Genomic DNA, 25,955 nt, shown 5'->3' with positions numbered 1-25,955 from the left:
AATTTTTTGCTCTTTATATAATACAATTATTACATTTATTTGTATATGATAAAAGCATATCAAACACATGCTAATGAAGGAGAAAATAAGATGCAGAAAGCAGCAAACAAGCACATATCGCATTCAGCACAGAATCTACTAGATTATTTATCGGAGATTGCCGGTAATAAGATAATAACAGGTCAGCACACACAAACCAATCCTATGGAGGAGATTGACTATATATACGAACAGACAGGCAAATGTCCGGCACTCAGAGGTTTCGAGCTGCTTGGATACTCGCCAAACATAAACTATAATGATGCATCCGCAGAATGTCTCACAGAGGTATATGAAAATCAGGATACCCTTGACACCGCTCTCGAATGGGCAAAGAAAACAAATGGCATTGTCACTTTCACATTTCACTGGTTCTCTCCGATTGGAGGTCGTGACAAGAGTTTCTACACAGAGCACACTGACTTCGACGCTGAAAAGGTGCTCATTCCAGGCACAAGAGAACGTGATGCTTTCTACCACGATATGGACATCATCGCAAAGGAACTCCGAAGATTCCAGCTTGAAGATATCCCGGTTCTGTGGAGACCTTTCCACGAGTCCGAGGGCACCTGGTTCTGGTGGGGTGCCAAAGGTCCTGCTGTTGCGGCAAAGCTCTACAGACTCATGTTCGACTACTATACAAATGTACTGAACATCAACAACCTTATATGGGTATGGAACTGTCCTACAAAAGGCGTATACCCTGGAGATGACTTCGTTGATATTGTCTCCATGGACATATATCTGCCGGAATACACAGCAACCGATTACAGTGAAGAATACACAAAGCTTGTGGAAGCTACCTCTCCGAACAAGGTTGCCGCCCTTACCGAAGTTGGATATATACCGGATATACATCTTCTGGAGAAGTCACACACTCCATGGGCATACTACATGACATGGTCTGAAGAATTCTGCATAGGAGAAAAATTCAATTCCAACGAAAATCTTAAGGCTATGTATGACAGCCAATATGCTGTTACCGGAAAGTAAGTGGGTAAGTCTGTTATATGTAACGGCTGTAATGCTCACTTTATAAAACGACTTCAAAAATCGTTCCTCCAGACGGATTAGACTTAACTGCAATATTACCATCATGCACTATCACGATCTCGCGGACAAGAGCAAGTCCCAGTCCTACGCCGCCAAGCTCACGGCTTCTGGATTTATCCACGCGAAAGAAAGGTTCAAACACGCGATCCTTCAATTCTTCCGGGATACCATTTCCGGTATCCTCTACTGACAGGTAAACGTGTTTTTCCTTCTGACGCGCTGTCACTGTAACCCGTCCTCCTGTGCGGTTATATTTTATAGCATTCTCAACAAGATTGTATAACATCCTGTAAATAAGGATGTCACTTCCTATCATCGTTACATCCGTACATTCTCCAATAAGTTCTATATCCTTTTCCTGTGCAAGAGGTTCCAGATCCGCCAATACCTCATCAACAAGCGCGTCGACCATTATTTTATCATCCCGGCTCACAGTTTGAAGCTCACTCATATCAAGAAGTGTCTTTACCATTTTGCTGAGTCTCTCATTCTGTTCAGTTACCATCTTTATCGTCTGCAGAGTGACTTCATCATCTCCCGGATGCCGGGAAGAATTATATGAATCAAGCTGTATCTGCATTAAAGACAGTGGAGTTCTGAGCTCATGTGCTGCATTTGCAGTAAACTGTCTCTGTATCTCAAATGCATCCGAGAGGCGTTCAAGCATCTTGTTATATGAAACGCTGAGCTGGTTCAGTTCTTTAACATTGTTTTCTTCTATTCGTGAATCTGCCAGATTCTGTGCCTGTACCTCTTCAATTTTATCAGAAAACTCACTGATAGGCTTTAGTGCATGCCCACTTATAAAATATGTAGCTACTCCGCCAAGCAGGGCCAGCAAGGCAGAAATTATCAGGCTGTTTTTCTTGTAATCTGCCTTATTATTGTACACCTTAACAGAAAAATCATTTGCAAATTCATCCCATTTATCCTCCGGAATACTGATATATATTTCATCAGTACCGCTCCCATTATCATCTCCCTGGGCATCAACGGTTTCTTGCAGAGAATCAATATAATACACGCCATTTTTATAGACAAGCAAAGTAAGGCATCCACATATAAGCGCAATATATAATGTGATTATACAGGTAAGCCTCCACTGCAGCGACATTCTTTTCATCTGTCGGACTCCTCTCGTATTTTATAGCCTTCTCCCACCTTGTTCAAAATCGGATCATATCCAAGCACTGCCTTAAGCTTTCTTCTCAGCGAAGACATATGTACTCTGATCGCTCCACTGAAGCTGTCAACCGAAGCATCCCAGACATGCTCCATCAATTCCTCCTGGCTTACCGGTCTGCCCAGATTAAGAAGCAGATATTCCAGGATTCCATTTTCTTTTCTTGTAAGGGGAACCTTTTCTCCTTTTGCGTATGCCTCACGTTTTATCGTGTCAAACTTTATCCCGCCACTTTCCAGACATACATCCTTCTGTACAAATTTTCTTCTTGTAAGACTTCTGATACGCGCCTCAAGCTCCTGCAAATGAAATGGTTTTTCCATATAATCATTTGCACCCGCATCCAGCCCTTCAACCTTATCCGCAATTTGTCCCCTCGCAGATAATATGATAACCTTTGTCTCCTCATTTTTCTGTCTGAGTTCCTTTAAAATCTCCATTCCATCCATACCCGGCAGATTCAGATCCAGAACGATCAGGTCATATTCCTCTGACAGAATGCATTCAAGAGCCTCTTCTCCGTCATAACAGGTATCCACCTCATACCCGGCATCATACAGGCTTTTCGCAACCATATCACATATCTGCTTCTCATCTTCAACTATCAATAATCTCAAAACTGTCACCTGTTTCTTAACAAAAATCCTTCTTAACAAAAATTTTACAACAGCTATTGTATAATATCCAAGTCAGCTGGTCAACAAACACAATCATGAAAGGAGCTGCAATAACTTGAAGTACAGGAAAATATCTCAGATCATTTTACTCATCACGGGTATGGCAATGATCAGCTATGGTGCAGTCAGAGGTGAAGCGGCTGCCGTGCTCAGCAAAGCAATAAAATTATGTCTGGAGTGTGTAGGAATTGGATAAGAACAAATCACTGTCAAAAAAAACAGCCAGAATACGCGGATGGATACAGGCAGCAGCCACGCTGCTTACCAATATTCACATCCCCAATTTATTCAAAGGCAAGATCTATCAGGGCAATGCAAAAACAGTATGCGTACCAGGACTAAACTGTTACTCCTGTCCTGCTGCAACAGGAGCGTGTCCCATTGGTGCATTTCAGGCGGTCGTCGGATCATCCAAATTTAAATTTTCTTACTACATAACCGGTTTTTTCATTTTAATCGGTGTGATCCTCGGAAGATTTATATGTGGGTTTTTGTGTCCATTTGGATGGTTTCAGGATCTGCTTCACAAAATCCCCGGGAAAAAGTTTTCCACAGCCAGGCTGAAACCACTAAGATACCTGAAATATATAATCCTTATTGTTTTCGTTATACTTCTGCCGATGCTTGTAACGAACTCCATAGGAATGGGAGACCCGTTCTTCTGTAAGTATATTTGTCCACAAGGTGTTCTGGAAGGTGCTATACCACTTTCACTCGGAAATGCAGCTATACGCTCTGCTCTTGGAAAGCTGTTTTCATTTAAATGCCTTATTTTAATTACAGTTGTCGTTCTGAGTATTCTGTTCTACAGACCCTTCTGTAAATGGATTTGTCCTCTCGGCGCAATCTACTCATTATTCAACAAGGTCAGCCTTATGAGTATCAAGGTTGAAAGCAGCAAATGTGTCGGATGCGGTAAGTGTTCAAAGGCATGCAAAATGGATGTAGATGTATGCAAAACACCAAATCATCCGGAATGCATACGATGCGGAGCATGTATGAAGGCATGTCCAAAAGATGCGATCCACTATCAGTTTATGGGAAAGCCATGTTCCCAAAAAGGACATAAGCAATCTTCCAAAACCAACATGTAACAATCAACCACACTAATATTATTTAAATTATTATTTAAAGGAGCAATTATTTATGAAGACAAAAAGAACATTAATATCTATTATCACTCTCTGTGCAGCATTATCTCTCACAGCATGTAACGGATCAGGATCTGCCACCACTGAGAATTCACAAAAAACCCAGACAGAATCCACCACTGAAGCTGTGGACAATTCCAACACAAAGCTGGATGATCTATATCAGCAGGAGAACCAGATCTTTGCAGATCACCAGGATGTATGGAACAAGGTATTTGGCATGATGAATAAAAGCAGCGCTGATCCAAACGGAGATTATGCCGATTATCTGGCCAGCGCCGTTGAATCAAACAAGGAATCCTTTACAGATGATGAACTGAAAACACTTAACGATGATATTGAAACCATCAGACAGATTGAAAAGCAGATATCCGAAATCGAAAATAATAATACAGGATCAGAGAGCACCGACCAGAACGACAGTTCCGAAGAAATCACACCTTTCAAGAGTTTCTCCGGCAAGGATTTGGATGGTAATTCTGTTGACGAAAGCCTGTTTTCCAATAATGCAGTAACTGTCGTTAATTTCTGGTTTACCGGCTGCAAGCCTTGTGTCGCAGAATTATCCAAGCTTAATGAATTAAACGACGCCATCAAATCGATGGGAGGCGAGGTAGTAGGTATCAACACAGAGACATTTGACGGAAACGAAGATGCTATCAAGGAAGCCGCAGCCATTCTTGACAACCAGGGTGCAAAATACCGCAATATCTCCATTGACTCTGATTCAAGTATAGGCAAATATGCCTCCGACATCATGGCATTTCCTACAACCATACTAGTCGATAGAAATGGCAATATTGTCGGAGAACCTATGCTTGGAGGAATCGACAATCAGGACAACTATGACTCTCTTATGAAACAGATCCAGTCAGTGATCGACGCTGATAACAAGGATAAATAATTATAGTTGACTTTAAATTGAATATACTAATGAAAGGACAAGAAGCCATTCTGCTTTTCAAAAAAAGGTCATCTGGTTTTCAAGAAACCAGATGACCTTTTCCCGTGCAATAAAATTTCATATGCTTACTCCCTTCTTTTTGCCCCCCGTCTTTTACACTTCAATTCCCATCGCACGTATTGCATTTATATTTTTTTCTGCGCGCTCTGCCTTTAATTGTGAAACTTCTTTTTGGGTTGCTTCATCTTCAAAAAGTTTCCCATATCTTTCAATATTGTCACGAAACCGCCTTTCATACCAAGTCAATTCCCGCTCTCCTTCTTCTTCCGTAATTTTATTATCTAGAATGTCTTGCTTTAATTCCATTTTTATCTCTTGATAATCACTTTGCACTTTCACTCTATAGGATTCTTTATTCGGATACTTTGCCGGCAAAATAAATACATCCTCATTACATTCAGTTTTTCTGCTGATATACAAATTACTAAAATCATATAACTCTAAATAATCCACGCATGTCTTTAAATCCACCACCTTGTCAAACGCCGGAATTATATAATGCTCTATTCCAGTCATGGCAAACGCAATCTGTTCCCTAAGAGATGCTTCATCTCCCTTTTTGATGATATAATCAACCCCCGGCTGTTCATTCTCATACACCGTTATTTCATTGCATTTTGCCTTCATGTACATATGAGGCATCGTAGTATGTATCCAGTCCATACTGGCATACACAGACCGGTTCAGATTAATCTCCGGGCGGTATATACTGCCGACCGCACAGTATACTTCAAACCGTTTTTCTTCCAACTGCGGCGACAGAGCCTGCTCCAGCCGATAGTTGATGACTTGAATAATCTCAGGAGTTGCCATCCTCACAAAGTGCGGATACCTCCCCTTTACTTTCTTGAAGCCATGCGGCTCCAGCGTTTCCTTAAACGCCGCTTTAAGACTCTTGTCCACTTCCAATGTTCCCATTTCTCTTGCTCGCACATATCAGATGTACGATACCCCCTTTTCGTTAAATTTAATTAAAAAACGGAGTAAATACTGATGCACTCAGTGTTTACTTGATTTGTTTTTGCGAAAGCTACGCTGCAGTTCGTCGGTAACACTGTCAATAACATTGATATTGACAGCACTACAGCAATAATCCTTCTCGTTATTTGTTTTAATTTCCTCTTCTTGCTTCCCTTCTTTTTCCTCATTTTCTACACTTTGATTCCCATCGCACGTATTGCATTTATATTTTTTTCTGCTCGCTCTGCCTTTAATCGTTCAAGTTCTTTTTTAGTTGTTTCATCTTCAAAAAATTTCCCATATCTTTCAATATTGTCACAAAACCGCCTTTCATACCAAAGCAGTTCCTGTTTACCTTCTTCTTCTGTCATTTTTCCTTCTGAAACACGTTGCATCACTATTCTTTTTTCCTCATGGAAATCATTTTGCACTTTCACTCTATAGGATTCTTTATTCGGATACTTTGCCGGCAAAATAAATACATCCCCATTACATTCAGTTTTTCTGCTGATATACAAATTACTAAAAGCATATAACTCTAAATAATCCACGCATGTCTTTAAATCCACCACCTTGTCAAATGCCGGAATTACATAATGCTCAATTCCTGTCATGGCAAACGCAATCTGTTCTCTGAGAGAAGCTTCATCTCCCTTTTTGATGATATAATCAACTCCCGGCTGTTCATTCTCGTAAACCGGTATTCCATTTCGCTTTGCCGTAAAATACATATCTAGCTGTGTTGTATTTATCCAATCCATGCTGGCATACACAGACCGGTTCAGATTGATCTCCGGGCGGTATATACTGCCAACCGCACAGTATACTTCAAACCGTTTTTCCTCCAACTGTGGCGACAGCGCCTGCTCCAGCCGATAGTTGATGACTTGAATAATCTCGGGCGTTGCCATCCTCACAAAGTGCGGATACCTCCCCTTTACTTTCTTGAAGCCATGCGGCTCCAGCGTTTCCTTAAACGCCGCTTTAAGACTCTTGTCCACTTCCAATGTTCCCATTTCTCTTTTTTCGCACATATCAGATGTACGATACCCCCTTTTCGTTAAATTTAATTAAAAAACGGAGTAAATACTGATGCACTCAGTGTTTACTTGACAAGCTCCAAACGGTCAGAAGCTGTATCTCTGACAAATGATTCCTGATATCATGGCGCATGCCGAGAACATTACATATAAGATTAATCAATTATATATTAAGACAGATAAACAACGCGCTGTTTATCGCATAAAAATCAATATCCAAGAATAATAAATCAATCGCATTCCCATCAGTCCCTATAGTTAAACAAAGCATTTACATTTTAGATTGTATCACCCATACCATCTTAAATCCAATGCTTTGTAGTAGGCTGCTAATCAGAACCGCCGCCATCATCTCCACTTTCAGATAAGCTCCGAGTATCACACCCGGAAGATGTATTCCTCAATGATTGCCGGTACTATTGCAAAACAGACATTTCTTTGCACCAAACCGATCATTCGCCAATTGCTTTATCAACCGGCCACGACTTTCTGAGAGCCATATAAGAGATCAGGAAGTTTGCAAGCCAGCCCGCCGGCACCGCAAGCCAGACAAATTCGATACCAAAACGGGGCGCACAAATCAGGGCAACTGCCAGACGAATCGCGAGGTTGACCATATTTGCAATGAGAAATGGGCGCATGATCCCAAGTCCTCGAAGGACCCCGTCGGTTGCCATCTTGATTCCCATGAAGATGAAAAAGTAGCCAATCCATCTCATATAGCCCCCAGACACCTGATATGCCAAAGCGGTTCCATCTTTGCCAAGGAATAAAGATGAAATCTGAGTATGCAGTGTTTCAATTACTATAAATGCGATGATCGCAAAGCACACATCCAACACCAACGCAGCCCGATATCCTTTTTTGATACGTTTGATTTTCTTTGCGCCAAGATTCTGAGAAACATACGGTGAAACTGCATTTCCAATGGATACAAATATCAGTGAAAAAACATTCTCTACCCTCATCGTTGCTGAGTAACCTGCAAGTGCCTGTGTACCGAATGGATTTACAACTGCCTGAACGATCATCATACCAATCGACACTGTGGACTGCTGAAGAACCGATGGTACGGCAATTCTAAGCATGAAATGTAACTCGTGCCTGTCAAACCAATCAAAACGGCCTTTATATTGGCGCATACGCCAAAGAAAAATCAGCAGTGAAAACACTGCGGATATTCCCTGGGCAATAAGAGTTGCAAGAGCTGCACCGAAAACGCCCAGGCCGAGGCCTGCCACCATCCAAAGATCCATAACAATATTCAAGACAGAAGAAAATATCAAAAGGCCCAACGGTATCTTTGATTCACCGATTGAATTGAACATTGTTGAAAGAATATTATACATAAACAAAAATGGAAATCCAGCAAAATAAACACGAAGATACAGCACCGCTTCATCCAGTATGTCAGCAGGTGTCTGAAGCAGCGTCATCATCGAACGTGAAAAGATAAGTCCAAATACACCCAAAAGTATGCTTAGGATCATAAAACTTATCAGCGATGTTGATACTATTGTTTTCATTTTACTATAATCCCTGGCTCCAAAATAGCGGCTCACAAGCACGCCCGCACCTATGCCGGCACCGAGTGCCACACAAATGAATACATTTGTAAGAGCGGCACATGCGCCAACAGCCGCAAGTGCAGATGATCCGACATACTGGCCAACTATTATTGAATCAGCCATATTATACACTTGTTGAAAAAAGCTGCCCAAGATCATAGGCATTGCAAAAACAGTCAGCGCTTTAAGCGGTGCATCTGTGATCAAATACTCATCTTTTGACATTATGTTATTCCTCCAAATTGAATATTAATCCACTTGTCCTTATTTACAACAAATACCATTTTTTAAATTCACAGCCAACAAATTCTGCGTCCTCTATTGTTTCATTTTCCAGTATCACATTTTCAAACATCTACAAGTGGAATCTATAAAATTCAAAACGATGAATCAGATTCCGCCTTATTAAACAATACCCTTTCTTAATTCAAAAAGTCTTGCCATAACAGGCTTTTTAAAATGCACCGTTAATACATTTCCTTTGAATTCAAAATCAACCGGTTCCTTCTTAGGATAAATGCAGGATACTTGCATATCGTCTCTGATAAATGGAATACTGTCCAATGGTATGGACAAACTATCATCTGTGCAGTTTATGCCGGCTTTCATGTACCTGTCATTATTTTTTCCTTCCATTTGCCGCTTCCATACTGCAAGATATGCTTTGTTTTCAAGCTGAAGGCCTCCGCATACCCACATATCCTCATTGTCAGCAATATCAATCGGCCAATAAGGTATCGCATATTTGATATCCTGACGAATCGTCTTATAACAGGCAATTCCCTCTTTCACTAATGCAAGACGTTCCGGCGGAAGTTGTGCCAAATGACCACTCTGATGAATACGAAGCAGCATGGCATTTATCATATTATAAATTACTTCTTCCTTGTCTCCCTGGCGCATCGGATACGACCAGACTGCCGCCTGTTCCGGAGTAACTCCTGCCACAGCATTTGCTGCTATCGTCGCATAATTCCGGTAATCTTCCTGATCCGATGTAGACTGAATACTATATCTGGAGAGCAACGCATAATCAATGCGAAGGCCTCCGCTGGAACAGTTTTCAATTACCAGATCCGGATAACGTGCAAATACATCATCAAGCCAGTTTAGATATGCTTTTTCATGTTCAAGCAGTCCCTGCCCCACACTTTCCGCGCCAAGTTCAGTACCTATGCCCGGTTCAATGTTATAATCCATCTTGATATATCCCACTCCGTAATCTTTGACTACCCGATCGATCACTTCATTGACATGTTCGATGACTTCCGGATTTCTAAAATCGAGCTGATATCTGCTACGGTCATATACACGCTTTCCATGACGGATAAAGAACCAGTCATCCGGAGCATTCTTTGCTTTCTCACAATTGATTCCCATCACTTCAAGTTCCAGCCAGACGCCCGGTATCATTCCCTTTTGACGAATGTAATCTGTTACTTCTTTAATTCCATTCGGAAAACGCTCCCTGCTTTCCTGCCATTCGCCGACACTGTCCCACCATTCTCCGGGAGCATACCAACCGGCATCTATCACATAGTATTCACAACCGCATTCCGCAGCCGCATCAATCAGCGGAAGTTCTTTCTCCGTTGTCGGATCACCAAACAGGCAATTCATATAATCGTTGAAAATAACCGGTAAATTCTCATCATCTTTATTCGGTCTTCGAATCATACGGCGATATTTTGTCAGCTCACCCATTGCTTTTTCAAAGCTGTCATCTGCCACACCCACAGCAACCGGTACCGATTCAAATGATTCGCCCGGCGCGAGATTTTTGAACCAGTGAGACTGTACTTCGGTCGGTCCGCTGACACAGACATAAAAATGCGTATTCTGATCACTGATCTCATAATGCCAGGAACCGTTATGTTCAATCTGCCAGAATAAGCTTGTATGTGCCTCTGTATTTTCTACATACCCTAATGGTAAATACTTCTTCGTAGACCAGTTTCCGGTATTCGATACTTCAAGCACCTGTGAAGTACGCTGGTATACCCCGGGTTGTGTTTGCGCCAGTCCTACATCTCCGAACTTATATTCTTTGATACTCATCTCTTTCTGCCATCCATTATAAGGAATGCGCACTCTCATTTTCGCATCGGAATTGCTTTTTCCCTCTTTTTCAATTCCTGTATAGCAAAATGAAGATAGATATTCCAGACACTGTGTACTATCGCCTTCATTGATTACTTTATTGACCATACGAACGATAGAAGTGCCCTTATAAAACTGCATTCTTGTTTCTACGCGGACATGTGTCTCTTCCTTATCTTCCTGATAAATGGTTATCTTACGTCCAATCTCATTCCAACTGTCTTCCATCCCCGCATAGGTCAATAAATATCCCGGTGCTGTACAAATATGTTTATTTCCATGCTTTTCATATGGGCGATTATATCCGGCAAGGTTTACCTGTACAAGTTGAAAAGCCTCATCGATAAATTGCTCTTTTCTTACCAGATCTTCTGCCTTACATTCCTTTCCAAATTTGCAAATATCATTTTCATCAAATTCTGCTTTTGAAAAATGCAGCAATTTGATCTGATTTTTATCTGTAATTCCAAATACAATATGAATTCCGTTTTCATTGATTTTGATGTATTTCATTTTTCTCCTCCATGCAATAAATTTGCAATATGCTTTTTTTGCACATCGCCCTATCCACTAGAACTTTTATCGGAAAGCCGATAAAATAATCATAACAAATATAATCTTATTCTACAATCTCCTTACACCACAAATAGAAATCCATTTCCAACAACAAAAGAGACACTCCCTAATAATCTCTTACTGGAAAGTGTCCCTGTTATTTTTCTGTTATTTGATTTCCCTGTGAATCAGGTCAAATTACTTTGCGTTTCTGTAGATGATATCGTTTCTTCCCGGACCGTTTGAGATCATGGTGATTGGGAATCCGATATGCTCTTCAACGAACTCGATGTACTTTCTGCAGTTCTCTGGAAGATCCTCGTACTTCTTGATTCCTCTGATATCTGTCTTCCAGCCTGGAAGTGTCTCATATACAGGCTTTGCTTTCTTGAGTTTTGATGTTGTTGGGAAGTCTGTTGTAACCTCACCGTCGATATCGTAGCCTACACATACCGGGATCTCATCGAGATATCCAAGTACATCAAGTACTGTAAATGCAACGTCTGTTGTTCCCTGGATACGGCAGCCATACTTTGATGCCACACAGTCGAACCAACCCATTCTTCTAGGTCTTCCTGTTGTTGCACCAAACTCACCGCCATCACCGCCGCGGCGTCTGAGCTCATCTGCCTCGTCGCCAAATATCTCACTTACAAACTCGCCTGCTCCTACTGCGCTTGAGTATGCCTTACATACAGTGATGATCTGCTTGATCTCGTATGGAGGTATACCTGCACCGATGGCACCGTAAGCTGCCAGAGTTGATGATGATGTAACCATAGGGTAGATTCCGTGATCCGGATCCTTCAGTGAACCAAGCTGACCCTCAAGAAGGATGTTCTTGCCCTCCTTGATCGCCTCATAGAGGTATGCTGATACATCACATACATAAGGAGCAACCATCTCCTTATACTCCATGAGTGTGTTGAATATATCATCAACCTTTAAGAGTGGCTTGTGATACAGGTTCTCAAGAAGAACGTTCTTCTGTACTATAACTCTCTCGATCTTCTCCTTCAGTGCTTCCTCATCAAAGAGCTCGCTTACCTGGAAACCGATCTTTGCATATTTATCTGAATAGAATGGAGCGATTCCTGACTTTGTTGATCCGAATGACTTACCTGCAAGTCTCTCCTCCTCGTATTCGTCGAAGAGAATGTGGTATGGCATAACCATCTGTGCTCTGTCAGATACAAGGATCTTAGGCATTGGTACATTTCTGTCTGTGATGGACTTTATCTCCTTGAAAAGAAGAGGGATGTTAAGTGCAACACCATTTCCAATGATACTTGTTGTGTGACTGTAGAACACTCCTGATGGAAGTGTATGTAAAGCAAATTTACCATAGTCATTGACAATTGTGTGACCTGCGTTGGCACCACCCTGGAATCTTACGATTATGTCTGACTCCTGGCCTAACATGTCTGTGATCTTACCTTTTCCTTCGTCGCCCCAATTGGCTCCTACAACCGCTCTTACCATAATACTTTTCCTCGCTTTCGCAGCATTTTGAAATATTTTCTGATATCCGTATTGTGGCTGTTCAAATGCTTCTGTTTTGCAAATTACTCACAAGCCGGATAACCACAATACTTTTTTATTATAGCACTATTATGTCATAAGTAAAATCAATATTATTTATATTTATTATAAGCATACCTTATATTTATCTTTACATTTTGTAGAAACCAACATAAACTGTAAATATAATGGATTTTGTCCACCTCAAACACCATTTTACTTATATTATATATGCATAATTTTTTAAGCAAAATTATTTCAATCGTACCATTATAGAACGGTAAAAAGTCCTGAATTATTTTGCAATAAAACATATTGTTGACACACACATATTAAATGATCTCTATTGAATCTGGAGGAAATTATAAATGAACATAAATTTCGAATATTACAAAATCTTCTACCATGTTGCCAAAGCATCCAGCATATCCGCCGCTGCCAGGGAACTGTGTATATCCCAGCCAGCCGTAAGTCAGGCGATCAAAGCTCTGGAACAGGCGATCGGCATAGAACTGTTCATCCGAACCAAGAAGGGCGTCTCACTGACAAATGCCGGAGAACTCCTCTACTCCCACGTTGCAGCGGGATACGAATCCATCTCCCTGGGTGAACAGCAGCTCTCACAGCTCCTCCACATGGAGACCGGTGAGATAAGGATAGGTGCAAGCGATATGACACTACAGTTCTATCTCCTGCCATATCTGGAGCATTTCCACCAGCTATATCCGGGGATCAAGGTTCATGTCACAAATGCTCCGACTCCCAGCACGATAAATCATCTGCTATCAGGCAACATAGACTTCGGTATCGTCACCAGTCCTCTTCCCGCCGATCCTCACATGGAGATCAAGCAGGCAAGGGAGATTGAGGACATCTTCATCGCCGGACCAAGGTTTTCATATCTTCAGGGCAAAACTCTGGATTACCACGAGCTTGACGAGCTTCCGATCATTTGTCTGGAGCATGACACAAGCACACGCGCATATGTCGACACATTTCTGAGCCATGAGGGCGTGACTCTGCAGCCCGAATTCGAGCTTTCTACCAGCGATATGATTGCCCAGTTCGTCATGAGAAATCTCGGCATCGGCTCCATCATGGCAGACTTCGCCCAGAGCTATATAGACCGCGGCGACCTGTTCCGCCTGCAATTTAAAAAGCCCATACCAAAGCGTCACATGTGTATCATCAGTGACAGGCGCCGTGGTATGAGCGTTGCTGCAAATAAACTTATGGAGTTGTTGTAAGAATCATCCCCACACCCATATACCATAGTAAAATAGAGCATGTTCGTCCATTTGAACACGCCCTATTCTTATCACATATTTCTATAATCTGGAATCAGTTCATCGCACAGCCCTGTCTTCTCAAGCAGTTCTCTTGATGAGTCACCATAGATTCCCACTATATATCCGGCTCCGGCTGCCGCCGCTGCCCGGATTCCCGACGGTCCATCCTCTATGACCATGGTTTCTTCCGGCACTGCTCCGATGCGCTCCATGGCCCGGATGTACATATCAGGAGCCGGCTTAGCATTCATGGTTCCATCGTCGTATGCGCACAGCGTTATGTCAAACCATCTTCCGAGATCAAACTCTTTAAAATAGAATGCGAGATTTGTCATATTTGACCCTGTGGCTATGTTCATATTTATCCCCTGTTCCTTAAGTTTATCAAGGTATGCCACCAGGCCGTCCACCAGCTTGAAGTTTGCAGTATCTTCCATGTACATCTCTCTGTACATAGCCTCTTTCTCCTCGGTAAGTTCAAGTATCCTCTCCTCGGTGAGCGTACCCTTTCCCATGAGGTATTCCAGAATATCCTTGTTCGTGTGCCCCAGCACATGATGCTGAAACTCCTCCGTGCTCATCTGTCTGCCAGCAAGCTTCTCCGCATAATCCTTCCAGGCTATCTCATGATACTTTCCGTCAAATATCATTGTGCCGTTCATGTCAAATATAATGTTCTTTATCTTACTGTTCAATCTATTCATACTTGTCTCCTATATCTACCGAACGCAAAACATCACTTATCCTCACTAAGCAAATGCTTGTACGTTCCGTCTATTCCTATCGCTCCAAGTGGCGCAGTCACCACGATCGCCAGCACGGCAACCGACAATACTATATTACCACATGCCAGCCCTGCCGCAAGCGGAACTGATCCGATGGCTGCCTGAACTGTAGCCTTCGGAAGATACGCGATGACACAGAACAGCCTTTCCTTCCATGTGAGTGATGTATGTGCCACGCAGATCAGAACACCAACCGTTCTAAATGCCAGTGCGACAAATATCATAAGTAGTGCCGGAAATCCTGCTGTAAGGGTGTATCTGATATCCACAGCCGCACCCACAAGCACGAACAATATGACCTCCGCCGCAAGCCACAGCTTTCCAAATTTCTGTGAGAGTCTTCCCGACACCGACTCTGGACATTTGAGTTTCAGGACACATGCCATAGCCACCACCGCAAGGAGTCCCGACACCGACACCTTTCCCTCAAGCCATCCCTCTATCGCTATAAGCAGGAACGAAAATCCCAGCACAATGATGACCTTCATGCTGTTTCTCACGCAGTGTTTCCTTGCATAGGAAGTCTCAAAGAACAGATAAAGTCCATATCCAACGTCCACGCCAAGCAGTACTCCAAGCACGATGGATATTGGGATATTCACGAAATCCATGACATGAGCACTTCCGCCCTGCGCCATGCTGAGAAATGTGGTAAAAAGCACTATGACAAATATATCGTCGCAGGACGCCCCCGCAAGTATCATCTGCGGAATCGCCTTGTCAGTTCCGTACTTTTTCTCTATGAGATTCACCATTCTCGGAACAACGACCGCCGGTGATACCGCGCCTAGCACCGCGCCCATGACAGCTGCCTCTGTGCGGTTTATTCCAAGTATAACAGGTGCGCACAGTATGTATCCGATGATCTCGAATGACGCCGGGACAAATGAGAGCAGCACCGCCGAGCGTCCCGACTTCTTCAGATCCTTAAGGTCAAGGGACAGTCCTGCCTTGATAAGTATGATGATAAGCGCTATCTTTCTGAGATCCGCAGATATGGACAATATGGACGGATCAAGTAAATCCAGCACATACGAGCCAAGAACGATTCCCGTCGCCAGCATTCCTATGATGCGCGGCAGCTTAAGCCTCTGACAGATGGCGCCCATCGCCAGTCCGACTATGAAAATGAGTGCAAGTGATGTCAACATGATAGACAATACCTCCTTAATTTAGCAGATGTATCAAAGCATTTTCTTCTTATGGAAACAAAAAAGCTGACACTTCTGCGACAAAAATAATCGTAGAAGTCATCAGCTATATTAGCAGTTTAGGTTGCCCATTCAGGTTTTCCAGGGGAGAACCTCATTCCCTTTTATAATAATTCTACATCTTTATCCAGCCAAGTGCATTTGCAACAGAGCTGAGCAGGATAATGATGGCAAATACAGGGCAGAGATATTTGATCATGACTACAAATACCTTCTTTCTCCTGAAGGCACTCTCGCCGTGAATTATCTCCGCCTCTATCTTATCTATTCCAACTACCCTTGACACAAACAGGCTTGTGAGGAGTGCCGCTATAGGCATCATCACCGAATTGGTGAGGAAGTCGAACAGGTCAAGGAACTGCATACCTATGATCTTGATTCCTGCCAGCGGGCCATATCCCAGGGATGACAGACTTCCAAGCGCAAGCATGATAACTCCCACAAGCACCGTTGCCTTCTTTCTTCCCCATCCAAGCTCATCCTCAAATGTTGACACTGCACTCTCAGTAAGTGCTATGGAGCTTGTGACAGCAGCAAATAGTACGAGCAGGAAGAACACAATTCCTATGACAGTTCCAAATCCCATGTTCTGGAATACTTTTGGAATAGTAATAAACATCAGTGATGGTCCGGCCTGAAGGGTATCCGGATCTCCCCCAGAGAATGCAAATACCGCCGGGATTATCATAAGTCCCGCCATGATCGCTATACCAGTGTCGAATATCTCTACATTTCTGGTCGAATCCTCTATCGCAGTATCTTTCTTCATGTAAGAGCCAAATGTTATGAGTATTCCCATGGCAATGGAAAGCGAGTAGAACATCTGCCCCATGGCAGAAACCACTGTCATCCACGAGAAGTTCTTCACATTTGGCACAAGGAAGTATTTTACTCCCGCAAGTGCGCCTGGTCTTGTCACGGAATATACCGCAATTATGACAGACAAAACGATCAGTATAGGCATCATGATCTTGGATACCCTCTCTATTCCATTCTGCACACCGGCAAATATAATGATAAGTGTAAATGCGCAGAACGCCACGAAACACAGCTCCGTTGACACACCATTCGATATGAAATCGGTGAAATATCCATCCTCAGCCAGCAGCTTTGCATTTCCTCTGAAATACTCCACCAGATATTTGATGACCCAGCCGCCGATAACCGAATAGTACGGCACTATAAGCACAGGTATAACGGCATTTATCCAGCCGCCAAACGACAGCCATTTCTTCTTTCCAAATGATTTGAATGCTCCAACCGGACTCTTTCTCGTCATTCGTCCGATCGCCGTCTCCGCAACTATCATAGTATAGCCAAATGTAAGTGCAAGCACGATGTATATTATGAGGAAAATTCCCCCTCCGTACTTTGCCGCAAGATAAGGGAATCTCCATATATTTCCAAGGCCCACCGATGCACCTGCCGCCGCCAGCACGTACCCCAGCTTGCCCGAAAATGAACTTCGCTTACCATTCTTCATATCTTCCATATACCTTCACCATAGTTTACCTGGAACTAATCCCCGTAATCTTTCCTTCCACATTTATTTGCATATACATGTGATTCTAACATGCCCCGAGAGGAAAAGCCACTATATATTTGAACATCATCCAGACTGCTGGCATCTCGCCCTCAACACTCCATTTATTTTTGCCGCATCGCGATAAAATACTTCCTTTGAGACCGCCTTGGGGTTATCTCCAAAGGCCCTTATCCCCTGTACTACTCCATCAAGATATAAACCATCTTCCTGAAAAATATGTGTCATAGGGAGATCCCCCAGCATATCCATCAGCACAGCTACTTCTGATTCAGCAACCTTCTTTACCCCGATCATAAATTGTCCTTGTTTTCCGGGATGCTTTTCTGCTTTTTTGCACAGAGCAAACGGATACATTTTTATTGGATTTTTCTTTATCCACGCTATTCTCAGTCTCCATTCTACAAATACCCTTTTATCAAACGTGCATACTTATTCTCCGAATCCTCCACAACCTTTATCTTGCCCTGCCTTATGAAATGTTCTATCCTCGCCGCATACCACCAGTCACCGACTCCGATCGTAACCTGTCCCAGAATGTCACCGATCAGCCGGCACTCCTTAACCGGCTTGTCCGTCAGCTTGTTCCAAATGATAAAATCATAGAAATCATCTGACACACTGAGCACTGTTCCATTTACCACAGCCCTGAGCGGTGCATTTTCAAGGACAAGCTCACCCCACATCTCCGCATACATTCTTATCTCATCTGATGTGAGTTTCCTCTCATTTCCGAGGAGCCCAGCAAATTCCTCCGCCGCCACCTCGCTCCAGCTATGATACGACACTATTACGTTTTTCTTTACAACATGTTCTGGCTGCGTGACAACTGACACTTCATTTGGATAGTTCTTCAGGATGCTGCATACATGATAAAATCCACACCTTGAATATGGAGCGTCACTGTACCATATTCTTACCGGCTCACCACCCTCAAGAAATCTTATAAGCCTTGCAAGTTCACCGGCGTACACATTGCCAAGTTTCTTAAGTTCATTTTCATATTCCTCGTCCTGCTCCCACTGGTTCTGAGCATACATTGAGTAGATAAAATCCTTGCGGTACTGACTGTCAACTACCTCGCCGATGTAGCCCATGTCCAGCATGAAACCAAGGCAGATCACCTCGTCAGAAGAACCCTGTATCCACAGTGGCTGACTATTCTTATATTTCACATTCTCGCATTTTGCCGCTTTCATGGAACCTGCCGAACTTTCTCCAAATAGTATCTCTACCATAATCTGCTCCTTATCTTTCCCCAATACCACCTATCAGCCTGTCAATCTCCTGATATGCCGTTTCTGTCCGTGCTGAATATGTGCCATTCGGAGAATCTCCCTGCATAACAAACAAGATTTCTTCATCAGTTTTCGTGTATAAATCGATTCTGTCAGAATACCAGTTATAAACATGATACGGATATTTATTTAATATCCCATCTATCTTTTCAACATCACCATCATCATACCAGATAATATCCTCTGCGCAAAACTCAAAACAGGATATTGCCGCCTCATATATCAACATTCCCATCATAAATGCAGACAAACTATTTTCAGCCTGGCCGATCTCGTTGACCGTGCCATCGTCATCCGTTTCCACGACATACACAGGTGGATCATCCTCAGCCATATCAGCCCTTCTGATCGCGACCTGATATACACCTTGATTCTCATTCAATATATAAAAATATCCTTTTGTCTTCCTTGTCCATTTATACCTGCGCTGAAAATCAAGAGTAACCCAGGGATCATTGCTATGATTGAACAACTCGCTTGTTTTACCACATTTCTTCCATATCTCATATAGCGTATGTGGGATGCTCTCAAATCCCGCTCTCAGCTCTTTTATCTCCTCATCTGTATATCCTACAAATGACTTGATATTGTATATTTTTTGTAATAAGGCATAGTCCATTTGTTATTCCTCCAACTATAAGTCAAACTTTACAACTCTAACACTATCTGAATATGTGATATATCATCTTCCAGAAATTCTTCCGACGATTGTCTGAAACCATTCTTCTCATATAAAGACCGGGCAGATACCTATGCTTCAATAGTAAGCTTATCTGCATGAAATTCTATTTTAGCTACATTGATAACCTCTTCATCGATTCTGCTACCCAGCTCTCATCCGCATCTGCCCTAAGTTCTATGCTAACCGATAGCGAATTCTTGAATTTGCTAAACACTGTTTCGCCAATTTGGACTAAAAAATAAACCTTATAAGATTGTCGAGTTTTTTAGATTTCCAACAGAAAATCCTTTCCTAAAATTCTGCATAAAATAATCAGATACCTCTTCAATAGTTATCCATTATTTTTTCTTTCTAAAAATTTTTGAACGTGGCTCATATCTATCGAACATACAGGGCGTTTTTTCTCATTATCATATTCAATACTTATTTCAAAATATTGTTCATAACTATTTGAATAAATATCATCATAATAAAATGAGAGTACATACCTCCCCAAGTTTTCACTATTTTCTGAACAATTCTCTGAAAACAAATGAAACATCATCGGCGTATTAGGTTTTAATGATAAAACTGGTAAATATTTTCTATCATGTTCAATAGTCTCTTTACGATTTAAGCCATATCGCATCCGTATTGCAGCACCATTTCCAACATTTTCAAATTCAAACGGCACACAAATGTCGTCCACTACTTGCAATCTCCCGCCATTTTCAGAATAAACCCATCTCGTTCCCCCGTTATCCAGCAACTCCTGCTGAGTTTTTGTCAGTCCAGTGCTGTATCTAATTACACCATTTTCTAGGATACAGTAATAATCTGTAAGCTTATATTCATAATATCCTTCTACTTGCTTTGCACAAATTTTTGTATCTTTTGATTTAAACAGATTAGTTCTCGATCTTGTTTTCAACATATCTATAACAATAAATGGCATTGTCCTGTCTCGAACATCATCCTTGTAGCTCTTTTGACTATACCGTATTGTGATAAAAATACCATAAATAGCAATTACAGCTGCAATTATTGTTCCATAATAAGAAAGCATTGCTGAAGCGTCCCATTCTGCCACAAAAAATTCTCTTGATGGATGCAATTTAAAAAGGCAATTTATAATTATTGGTCCTATAATAACAAATGCCAATACTACTAAGATCATTTTATAATTATTTTTTATCCAGCCCCTCAAATATAATCTAGCTCCTTCCTAAATTTATTTAATTCAATCTTCATTTTCACTGAAATTATCTATCAACTCTCAATCCACAATTTCATACCCTGCTGCCGCCAGAACTTCAAGTGCATCTTGAAAATTCTCCTTCTTCACCATAACATAATCCGTATTGTATGTGGATACTGCAAATATCGAAATTCCGTTATCCGCCAGAACAGATGCGATTTTTGCCAGAATCCCGATCAAAGAAAAGTCCAATACGCCCTGAATGCGGAAGGCCATCCAGCCGTCATCACGCTTTATAACATTTGCCGGCACTTCACTCACCGGGCATACCAGAGACTTTTCCTCATCAGTTTTTCCTAGAAAACAATAATCAGAATCGAGATTCGCATATGTATAAGCTTCCACCTGACACACTGAAAATTCTTCATCAATCTTTTTTATCTCCATGACCTCTCCTTAAATCTATTTTGTAAGCACCTTTTTGCAATATCTATGTGCACCACAATGAGGACAAACTAATTTACGCTTTGTTAATGTATGTGCTCCCATTACATATGACTTCATATCCGGAACAAACCTTGTGTTGCAATCAGGGCATTCAAATGCTCCTGCCTCTCTATCAAGAATACACGCAATCACTATTCCGCCACATACCACTACTAACCCTATTGCGATAAGCAGAACCCTCAGCCAATTCTCCATCTCCAGAATTCCTGACAATAAAAACAATGGAAATGCCGCAACTATCGTAAGTGTCGCGACCATTGCAGACAAAATAATTTTCTTTTTGCTTTCCTGTGCCTCTCTAACTAAATTCACCATATTAACCTCTGCTTTCTTTCGATAATCCTCTTCAGATACTCTTTCGCCAGATAGTAATTCATTCACTGTTATCTCTAATTCATCACATAACGGCAACAGTAATGAAACTTCCGGAAAACCATTTCCCGTCTCCCTTAATTAAAGATATTGTTGGGTAAAAAAGAAAGGTCAGTCGATTTTGCCGATGAAGCGGTAGTAGATTTCTACTTCCTGCTCACGGCTTCCGTCCTCGCCCTTGACAGCTTCGTGGACGGTTATTTTTTCAATTAGAGTGTTCAGAAGTTCGGCGGTCAGCTCCACGGGGTTGACATACTGTTTCATCAGGGCAATCCACTTTTCAGCATCCGCTGCGGTCTGTACGGCGGCTTCCATCGTTTCGTGAAGCTGTCTTATTTTTGTTTCAAGCTCCTTTTGCTCGTTCTGGTACTTCTCGGACAGCATATTGAAGTTATACTCGGTTATGCGTCCGGCAGACCAGTCCTCATACATTTTAGCAAACAGCCCGTCAACCTCGGCTTTACGCTTCTCTGCCTTTTTCAGCTCCGCAGCCTGCTTTTTCTTCGCAGAGTTTCTTTCCCTGTCGCTGGCATTGAGCAGGCGTTTCAGCAGCTTGTCCTCGTCTTTCTGTGCCAGCATAGACCAGTATTGCAGTCTTGCAAGCACATAGGCATACAGTACATCATAGCGGATATAGTGCATGGAACACTGGCGTAATCCCTGCCCGTTCTTGCTGCAATGGTAGTACCCGTATGGGTTCTTATTCTGCTTGTTTTCCCCATAGGCTAAAGACCATCCGCAGTCTGCACATTTTATCAATCCTGCGAAAATCTGTGTCGTACCGTTTCTGCGTTTCCTGCGTCTGCTTGCAATCAGCTCCTGAACTTTTTGGAACACTTCTTCAGAAATGATGGCTTCGTGGGTATTTTCCACACGATACCATTCTTCCTGCGGCTTCCGCACCTTTTTCTTGTTCTTGAATGAAATGTTGCTCTGCTTGTTGTGAATGCTGTGACCGATGTAGGTTTCCTCTTTCAAAATGCTCTTGACCTGTGCTATCGTCCACGCATAGGCTTTTTCTGCGGGCGCACCGGCGTAGATATTGGCGAAAGTCCCGTATCTTTCATAGTTCAGCCAGCCGGGGGTAGGTACTTTTTCCTCCACCAGAATCCGTGTAATGCTGGCGGCTCCACGCCCGTGTACAGCAAGGTCAAAAATCTTCTCTACAATCCAGCGTGTTTCCGGGTCGATCAGAAGATGACCTTTTTTGTCCGGGTCTTTTACATAGCCCAGCGGTGCATAGGCTCCATAGTGTGCGCCATTGGCAAATCTTGTGTGCATGGCAGCCTTGACCTTTTTGCTGGTCTGTCGGGCGTGCATTTCATTCAGGATGTTTAAGAACGGTGCAAGCTCGCTTTCTCCGTTGATGGTGTCCACATTGTCATTGATGGCAATGTAGCGTACTCCCTTGCTGGGGAAATAGATTTCCGTGTACTGACCGGTCAGGATATAGTTTCTTCCCAGACGGGATAAGTCCTTTGTGACAACGCAGTTGATTTTCCCGTCTTCGATGTCATCAATCATCCTTTGGAAACTTGGACGCTCGAAATTTGTCCCACTCCATCCGTCGTCAATGTACTCGTCTACAACGGTCAGCCCATGCTCTGCGGCATACTGTCTAAGCATCATGCGCTGGGTCTGGATACTGCCGCTTTCCCCCTGTAATTCATCGTCACGGCTCAATCTCAAATATAGTGCAGTGTTATAAATCGTTGTATTGTATGGTTGTTTCACGGTTAAAAATCCTCCTTCTAAAAGAAACAACCCACGCTTATACAATACTCGCTGGTACAAGTATATCATAAGCGTGGGCTGATTGACAGTCGTTATTCCGTATTTTTTCAGGAAGCGGCGGCAGCGTGCTGGATCACATCTTCCAGCAGGCTGTCAAGCGGCTTCCCATCCTGTGCGAAATGCTCCGATACCTTGATACGGACTTTCCCCATGACAAAATACTGGGTGCCGTCTTTTTCGGTAAGCAGGGTGCCGCTGTTTTTGTTATTGCTCTCGTTTTTGCTTTTTGCCATAGGCAGTTACCTCCATAAATGAAATATGCCCGACAAGGGAATGTCAGACAGGTGTACAGCCGCAGACTGTCTCCGTGTCAACCAAACCGTGTCAACCGGCAGAAAAGACTTTGAAAACAATCCATAGGCGCTCTATTATTACTTTTTACTTTTTCTTTGATTTCTTGGTTGACATGGTTGACAAAGGAGAGAAATGCCCCAAATATCAGGCTTTTCCCCGTCAACCGGCTGTCAACCAAAGCGTCAACCAAACTGTCAACCGGTGGCTTTTCAGAATGGAAGTTCCATTTGCCGGGCTTCTTCTTCCGTGATTTCCTGAAAACCGTCCCCCTCCGGCGGAGCTTGGTTGACACGCTCCCAGCCTTTTTGAGAACCGTATTTCTTATACCGCTTCGGGCTTTTGTAGGCTACCCAGCCCTGTATGATGCCGCCCGCAATGCCGGTATTCATAATCTCGCAGATTGCCCGTGTCTCCCAGTCTGCCGGGGAATTTAAGTTCCCCAGCGCTTCCTCATAAAGCTGCTTGGAACATACCCTGTCGCCGGTGTAGTCCTCCAAATAGGCGTAGATCATGCCGGCCTGTGTGTCTTCCTGCATAAAGTCCTGCTGGTGGGCGTTCAGGTATCGGTTCATTTCCATGCTGAATGACAGCTTATACTTCCCACTGCGATAAACCGTCATGGCTTCCGCCCACATCTGTTCGATATACGCCCTCGCCGCCGCTTCATCGTCCAGTATGTGAACCTCCGCCCGTTCCGGGTACACCGTCACGGGGAGAAAGCGCCGGTTGCCGGTGCGATCACGGGGCAAAAAGTCCTGCCGGTTGGTCGTCCCTCCAAATACACATTGCCGCAGCCGGTCTGCCGGATGTGTCTCATACGGCACTTTGTAGGTTTCTTTCTGGCGGCTTAAGAATGACTTGATTTCCTCAATACTCTTGGCGTTGGCTGTGGCAATCATCTCCGACATCTCGATAATCCAATGCCCTTGCAGCTTGCGGTACACATTTTCATCGTCCAGCTTTTTCAAATCGTCTGAAAACCATTCGTCCCTGCCTGCCAGCAGCCGGAAAAAGGTAGATTTCCCGGCTCCCTGACCACCAACCAGACAGAGCATGACCTCAAACTTGCTCCCCGGTCTGAATACCCGCCGGATGGCTCCCATCAGGAACAGTTTCAAGGCTTCATAGGTGTATTCGTCCGTATCGGCTCCCAGAAAGTGATGCAGGGCGTAACGGATGCGCTCTGTGCCGTCCCATTGCAGGCTGTTCAGGTAATCCCTGACTGGATGGTAGCGGTTTTCATTGGCAACAATCTTGATAGCGCTCTGCACCTTTTTCTCGCTGGTAAGCCCGTAATTTTCTTCCAGATACAAAAGCAGGTAGTTCATGTCCATGTCGGTCAGCGTGGTACTGGTGCGCTCCCAGCCCAGCGGCTTCACAATGTCAATCTGCTCCGTCAAAAGGTTCAGGCGCAGCGCCCCGCGAAACAGAGGGTCACGCTGGAACACCGTCAGGCAGTTTCGGATGCTGTTCTTCACGCCGCCTTTCTGCGTCCCCTCTAATGTTTCCCGGATTTCTGCCGGTGTCTGCGCCGGTTCCATTGTGTCCATCGTCCTTTTGACCGCTTCCTGCGTTTCCGGCGGCAAGCTCTGAAATTCGCTGCTCAAGCCGCAGCACCTCCTTTCCCTGTGCGGCGATCAATGCCGCTTTTTCTTCTATTTCTCCGTATAACAAAATATCTAAAAGGTATTCTGTGTAGCTTATCCTCTGCAACGCTTCCACAAAAAGAGGATGCCAGATGGCATCCTGCGGCTGTGGGGCGTATGCTGTTTTCCAATGCTCCAGCAGGCGCAGATAATCGCATAGCACCCGGAAACAATACCGTTCCGTTTCCTGAAATCTCTGCTCCGCTGATTTTTGTCGGGGCTGTGACCTGTTGTGACGCTTCCTATCTGGCGGCGCATTGCCGGATTTCTCATAGGAAACGCCGAAGTCCTCCGCAAGCCTGACCGCAGCTTCCCGTTTCCCCAATCCATGCAGCAAAGCGGCAAAGTCGATCACATCCCCGGAAGCCCCGCAGCCGAAGCAGTAAAAGCGGCTGTCCACTTTCATGCTGGGCGTGCGGTCATTGTGGAATGGACAGCAGACCATGCCGTTTCTCCCCACCCGGATTCCATAGAATGAAGCAGCCTGCCGGGTGGTAACAGACTGTTTCACCGCTTCAAATACATTCAAATGCTCCCTCCATAAAA

Annotated in this window: 25 protein-coding genes and 1 riboswitch; of the genes, 5 read left to right on the top strand and 20 right to left on the bottom strand. The window is 43.4% G+C overall.

What is annotated here, in order from left to right:
- Positions 1 to 90: 90 nt before the first annotated feature.
- Entirely contained in the window at positions 91 to 1,032 is a 942-nt protein-coding gene (locus tag GT575_RS04500) for a glycosyl hydrolase (protein ID WP_117875507.1), read from the top strand.
- Between the two features lie 40 nt (positions 1,033 to 1,072).
- On the opposite strand, the gene GT575_RS04495 is transcribed toward GT575_RS04500, so the two are convergent.
- Complete coding sequence (locus GT575_RS04495) at positions 1,073 to 2,215, bottom strand: HAMP domain-containing sensor histidine kinase (RefSeq protein ID WP_015533238.1); 1,143 nt, start codon at positions 2,213 to 2,215, stop codon at positions 1,073 to 1,075.
- Positions 2,212 to 2,850 carry a response regulator transcription factor gene (locus GT575_RS04490; protein ID WP_238050552.1) on the bottom strand — a complete coding sequence of 213 codons (639 nt, stop codon included), beginning with the start codon at positions 2,848 to 2,850 and terminating at the stop codon, positions 2,212 to 2,214. Before GT575_RS04490 ends, GT575_RS04495 begins: the two co-directional genes overlap by 4 nt.
- Before the next feature lie 157 nt (positions 2,851 to 3,007).
- On the opposite strand from GT575_RS04490, the gene GT575_RS04485 reads away from it, so the two are divergent.
- Genes GT575_RS04485 through GT575_RS04475 form a run of 3 tightly spaced genes read left to right on the top strand, consistent with a single transcriptional unit; the run spans position 3,008 to position 5,007 of the window.
- The gene (locus GT575_RS04485; protein WP_243003495.1) at positions 3,008 to 3,148 is read left to right on the top strand and encodes a CD1871A family CXXC motif-containing protein; all 141 of its coding nucleotides are present in this window, start codon (positions 3,008 to 3,010) and stop codon (positions 3,146 to 3,148) included.
- On the top strand, positions 3,141 to 4,046 hold the full coding sequence (locus GT575_RS04480; protein WP_118016748.1) for a 4Fe-4S binding protein: 906 nt from the start codon (positions 3,141 to 3,143) through the stop codon (positions 4,044 to 4,046). Before GT575_RS04485 ends, GT575_RS04480 begins: the two co-directional genes overlap by 8 nt.
- A gap of 52 nt (positions 4,047 to 4,098) precedes the next feature.
- Positions 4,099 to 5,007, top strand: a complete 909-nt coding sequence (locus GT575_RS04475) for a TlpA disulfide reductase family protein (RefSeq protein WP_161171565.1) — start codon at positions 4,099 to 4,101, stop codon at positions 5,005 to 5,007.
- 153 nt (positions 5,008 to 5,160) lie between these two features.
- On the opposite strand, the gene GT575_RS04470 is transcribed toward GT575_RS04475, so the two are convergent.
- The 5 genes from GT575_RS04470 to GT575_RS04450 all read right to left on the bottom strand — a co-directional run bounded on the left by GT575_RS04470 (position 5,161) and on the right by GT575_RS04450 (position 12,772).
- Positions 5,161 to 5,985, bottom strand: a complete 825-nt coding sequence (locus GT575_RS04470) for a hypothetical protein (RefSeq protein WP_161171564.1) — start codon at positions 5,983 to 5,985, stop codon at positions 5,161 to 5,163.
- Between the two features lie 233 nt (positions 5,986 to 6,218).
- Positions 6,219 to 7,043, bottom strand: coding sequence for a hypothetical protein (locus tag GT575_RS04465; RefSeq protein ID WP_161171563.1), 825 nt, complete (start codon positions 7,041 to 7,043; stop codon positions 6,219 to 6,221).
- Between the two features lie 476 nt (positions 7,044 to 7,519).
- Complete coding sequence (locus GT575_RS04460; protein ID WP_118016753.1) at positions 7,520 to 8,860, bottom strand: MATE family efflux transporter; 1,341 nt, start codon at positions 8,858 to 8,860, stop codon at positions 7,520 to 7,522.
- 180 nt (positions 8,861 to 9,040) lie between these two features.
- Positions 9,041 to 11,248: a glycoside hydrolase family 36 protein gene (locus GT575_RS04455; protein ID WP_055143885.1), complete on the bottom strand. Its 2,208-nt coding sequence runs from the start codon at positions 11,246 to 11,248 to the stop codon at positions 9,041 to 9,043.
- 240 nt (positions 11,249 to 11,488) lie between these two features.
- Entirely contained in the window at positions 11,489 to 12,772 is a 1,284-nt protein-coding gene (locus tag GT575_RS04450) for an adenylosuccinate synthase (RefSeq protein WP_004849677.1), read from the bottom strand.
- A 407-nt stretch (positions 12,773 to 13,179) separates the two neighbouring features.
- Between GT575_RS04450 and GT575_RS04445 the strand changes: the two genes are divergently transcribed.
- On the top strand, positions 13,180 to 14,058 hold the full coding sequence (locus GT575_RS04445) for a LysR family transcriptional regulator (RefSeq protein WP_055223716.1): 879 nt from the start codon (positions 13,180 to 13,182) through the stop codon (positions 14,056 to 14,058).
- 71 nt (positions 14,059 to 14,129) lie between these two features.
- Here the strand turns inward: GT575_RS04445 and GT575_RS04440 are convergent, their stop codons facing one another.
- The 13 genes from GT575_RS04440 to GT575_RS04380 all read right to left on the bottom strand — a co-directional run bounded on the left by GT575_RS04440 (position 14,130) and on the right by GT575_RS04380 (position 25,938).
- On the bottom strand, positions 14,130 to 14,804 hold the full coding sequence (locus GT575_RS04440) for an HAD family hydrolase (RefSeq protein ID WP_161171562.1): 675 nt from the start codon (positions 14,802 to 14,804) through the stop codon (positions 14,130 to 14,132).
- A gap of 32 nt (positions 14,805 to 14,836) precedes the next feature.
- Entirely contained in the window at positions 14,837 to 16,036 is a 1,200-nt protein-coding gene (locus tag GT575_RS04435) for a cation:proton antiporter (RefSeq protein WP_161171561.1), read from the bottom strand.
- Between the two features lie 86 nt (positions 16,037 to 16,122).
- Positions 16,123 to 16,207: riboswitch (Fluoride riboswitch) on the bottom strand.
- Positions 16,208 to 16,211: 4 nt separating this feature from the next.
- Positions 16,212 to 17,588, bottom strand: coding sequence for a sodium-dependent transporter (locus GT575_RS04430; RefSeq protein WP_055273631.1), 1,377 nt, complete (start codon positions 17,586 to 17,588; stop codon positions 16,212 to 16,214).
- Positions 17,589 to 17,705: 117 nt separating this feature from the next.
- A complete protein-coding gene (locus GT575_RS04425; RefSeq protein WP_156332959.1) occupies positions 17,706 to 17,936 on the bottom strand; it encodes a hypothetical protein in 231 nt (76 codons plus the stop codon).
- 104 nt (positions 17,937 to 18,040) lie between these two features.
- Positions 18,041 to 18,877 (bottom strand): DUF3658 domain-containing protein, encoded by an 837-nt coding sequence (locus GT575_RS04420; protein ID WP_243147837.1) that lies wholly within the window; start codon positions 18,875 to 18,877, stop codon positions 18,041 to 18,043.
- A gap of 10 nt (positions 18,878 to 18,887) precedes the next feature.
- The gene (locus GT575_RS04415; RefSeq protein WP_161171559.1) at positions 18,888 to 19,556 is read right to left on the bottom strand and encodes a hypothetical protein; all 669 of its coding nucleotides are present in this window, start codon (positions 19,554 to 19,556) and stop codon (positions 18,888 to 18,890) included.
- Between the two features lie 394 nt (positions 19,557 to 19,950).
- The gene (locus GT575_RS04410) at positions 19,951 to 20,688 is read right to left on the bottom strand and encodes a hypothetical protein (RefSeq protein WP_147341862.1); all 738 of its coding nucleotides are present in this window, start codon (positions 20,686 to 20,688) and stop codon (positions 19,951 to 19,953) included.
- 186 nt (positions 20,689 to 20,874) lie between these two features.
- A complete protein-coding gene (locus GT575_RS04405; RefSeq protein ID WP_055143867.1) occupies positions 20,875 to 21,243 on the bottom strand; it encodes an ACT domain-containing protein in 369 nt (122 codons plus the stop codon).
- A 15-nt stretch (positions 21,244 to 21,258) separates the two neighbouring features.
- Positions 21,259 to 21,684: a transcriptional regulator gene (locus tag GT575_RS04400; RefSeq protein WP_243147836.1), complete on the bottom strand. Its 426-nt coding sequence runs from the start codon at positions 21,682 to 21,684 to the stop codon at positions 21,259 to 21,261.
- Positions 21,685 to 21,786: 102 nt separating this feature from the next.
- Entirely contained in the window at positions 21,787 to 23,409 is a 1,623-nt protein-coding gene (locus GT575_RS04395; protein ID WP_008791695.1) for a recombinase family protein, read from the bottom strand.
- Positions 23,410 to 23,516: 107 nt separating this feature from the next.
- Positions 23,517 to 23,702, bottom strand: coding sequence for a hypothetical protein (locus tag GT575_RS04390; protein ID WP_004849804.1), 186 nt, complete (start codon positions 23,700 to 23,702; stop codon positions 23,517 to 23,519).
- Between the two features lie 270 nt (positions 23,703 to 23,972).
- A complete protein-coding gene (locus GT575_RS04385; protein ID WP_009321442.1) occupies positions 23,973 to 25,313 on the bottom strand; it encodes a virulence-associated E family protein in 1,341 nt (446 codons plus the stop codon).
- Positions 25,198 to 25,938, bottom strand: coding sequence for a CHC2 zinc finger domain-containing protein (locus GT575_RS04380; RefSeq protein WP_118344066.1), 741 nt, complete (start codon positions 25,936 to 25,938; stop codon positions 25,198 to 25,200). Before GT575_RS04380 ends, GT575_RS04385 begins: the two co-directional genes overlap by 116 nt.
- Between the last annotated feature and the right edge of the window lie 17 nt (positions 25,939 to 25,955).

Source organism: Coprococcus sp. BIOML-A2 (assembly GCF_009875795.1).
Classification (GTDB): Bacteria; Bacillota; Clostridia; order Lachnospirales; family Lachnospiraceae; genus Coprococcus; species Coprococcus aceti.
Note: the sequence above shows the minus strand (reverse complement) of the source record. Positions and strands in the feature narration are given on the sequence as shown.

Coding starts and splice junctions, on each gene's coding strand:
- GT575_RS04430 (WP_055273631.1), bottom strand. CDS start 17,588: ATGGAAGATATGAAGAATGGTAAGCGAAGTTCATTTTCGGGCAAGCTG.
- GT575_RS04475 (WP_161171565.1), top strand. CDS start 4,099: ATGAAGACAAAAAGAACATTAATATCTATTATCACTCTCTGTGCAGCA.
- GT575_RS04500 (WP_117875507.1), top strand. CDS start 91: ATGCAGAAAGCAGCAAACAAGCACATATCGCATTCAGCACAGAATCTA.
- GT575_RS04390 (WP_004849804.1), bottom strand. CDS start 23,702: ATGGCAAAAAGCAAAAACGAGAGCAATAACAAAAACAGCGGCACCCTG.
- GT575_RS04415 (WP_161171559.1), bottom strand. CDS start 19,556: ATGGACTATGCCTTATTACAAAAAATATACAATATCAAGTCATTTGTA.
- GT575_RS04470 (WP_161171564.1), bottom strand. CDS start 5,985: ATGGGAACATTGGAAGTGGACAAGAGTCTTAAAGCGGCGTTTAAGGAA.
- GT575_RS04460 (WP_118016753.1), bottom strand. CDS start 8,860: ATGTCAAAAGATGAGTATTTGATCACAGATGCACCGCTTAAAGCGCTG.
- GT575_RS04455 (WP_055143885.1), bottom strand. CDS start 11,248: ATGAAATACATCAAAATCAATGAAAACGGAATTCATATTGTATTTGGA.
- GT575_RS04425 (WP_156332959.1), bottom strand. CDS start 17,936: ATGATCGGGGTAAAGAAGGTTGCTGAATCAGAAGTAGCTGTGCTGATG.
- GT575_RS04465 (WP_161171563.1), bottom strand. CDS start 7,043: ATGGGAACATTGGAAGTGGACAAGAGTCTTAAAGCGGCGTTTAAGGAA.
- GT575_RS04420 (WP_243147837.1), bottom strand. CDS start 18,877: ATGGTAGAGATACTATTTGGAGAAAGTTCGGCAGGTTCCATGAAAGCG.
- GT575_RS04440 (WP_161171562.1), bottom strand. CDS start 14,804: ATGAATAGATTGAACAGTAAGATAAAGAACATTATATTTGACATGAAC.
- GT575_RS04385 (WP_009321442.1), bottom strand. CDS start 25,313: ATGGACACAATGGAACCGGCGCAGACACCGGCAGAAATCCGGGAAACA.
- GT575_RS04495 (WP_015533238.1), bottom strand. CDS start 2,215: ATGAAAAGAATGTCGCTGCAGTGGAGGCTTACCTGTATAATCACATTA.
- GT575_RS04445 (WP_055223716.1), top strand. CDS start 13,180: ATGAACATAAATTTCGAATATTACAAAATCTTCTACCATGTTGCCAAA.
- GT575_RS04490 (WP_238050552.1), bottom strand. CDS start 2,850: ATGGTTGCGAAAAGCCTGTATGATGCCGGGTATGAGGTGGATACCTGT.
- GT575_RS04435 (WP_161171561.1), bottom strand. CDS start 16,036: ATGTTGACATCACTTGCACTCATTTTCATAGTCGGACTGGCGATGGGC.
- GT575_RS04405 (WP_055143867.1), bottom strand. CDS start 21,243: ATGGAGATAAAAAAGATTGATGAAGAATTTTCAGTGTGTCAGGTGGAA.
- GT575_RS04450 (WP_004849677.1), bottom strand. CDS start 12,772: ATGGTAAGAGCGGTTGTAGGAGCCAATTGGGGCGACGAAGGAAAAGGT.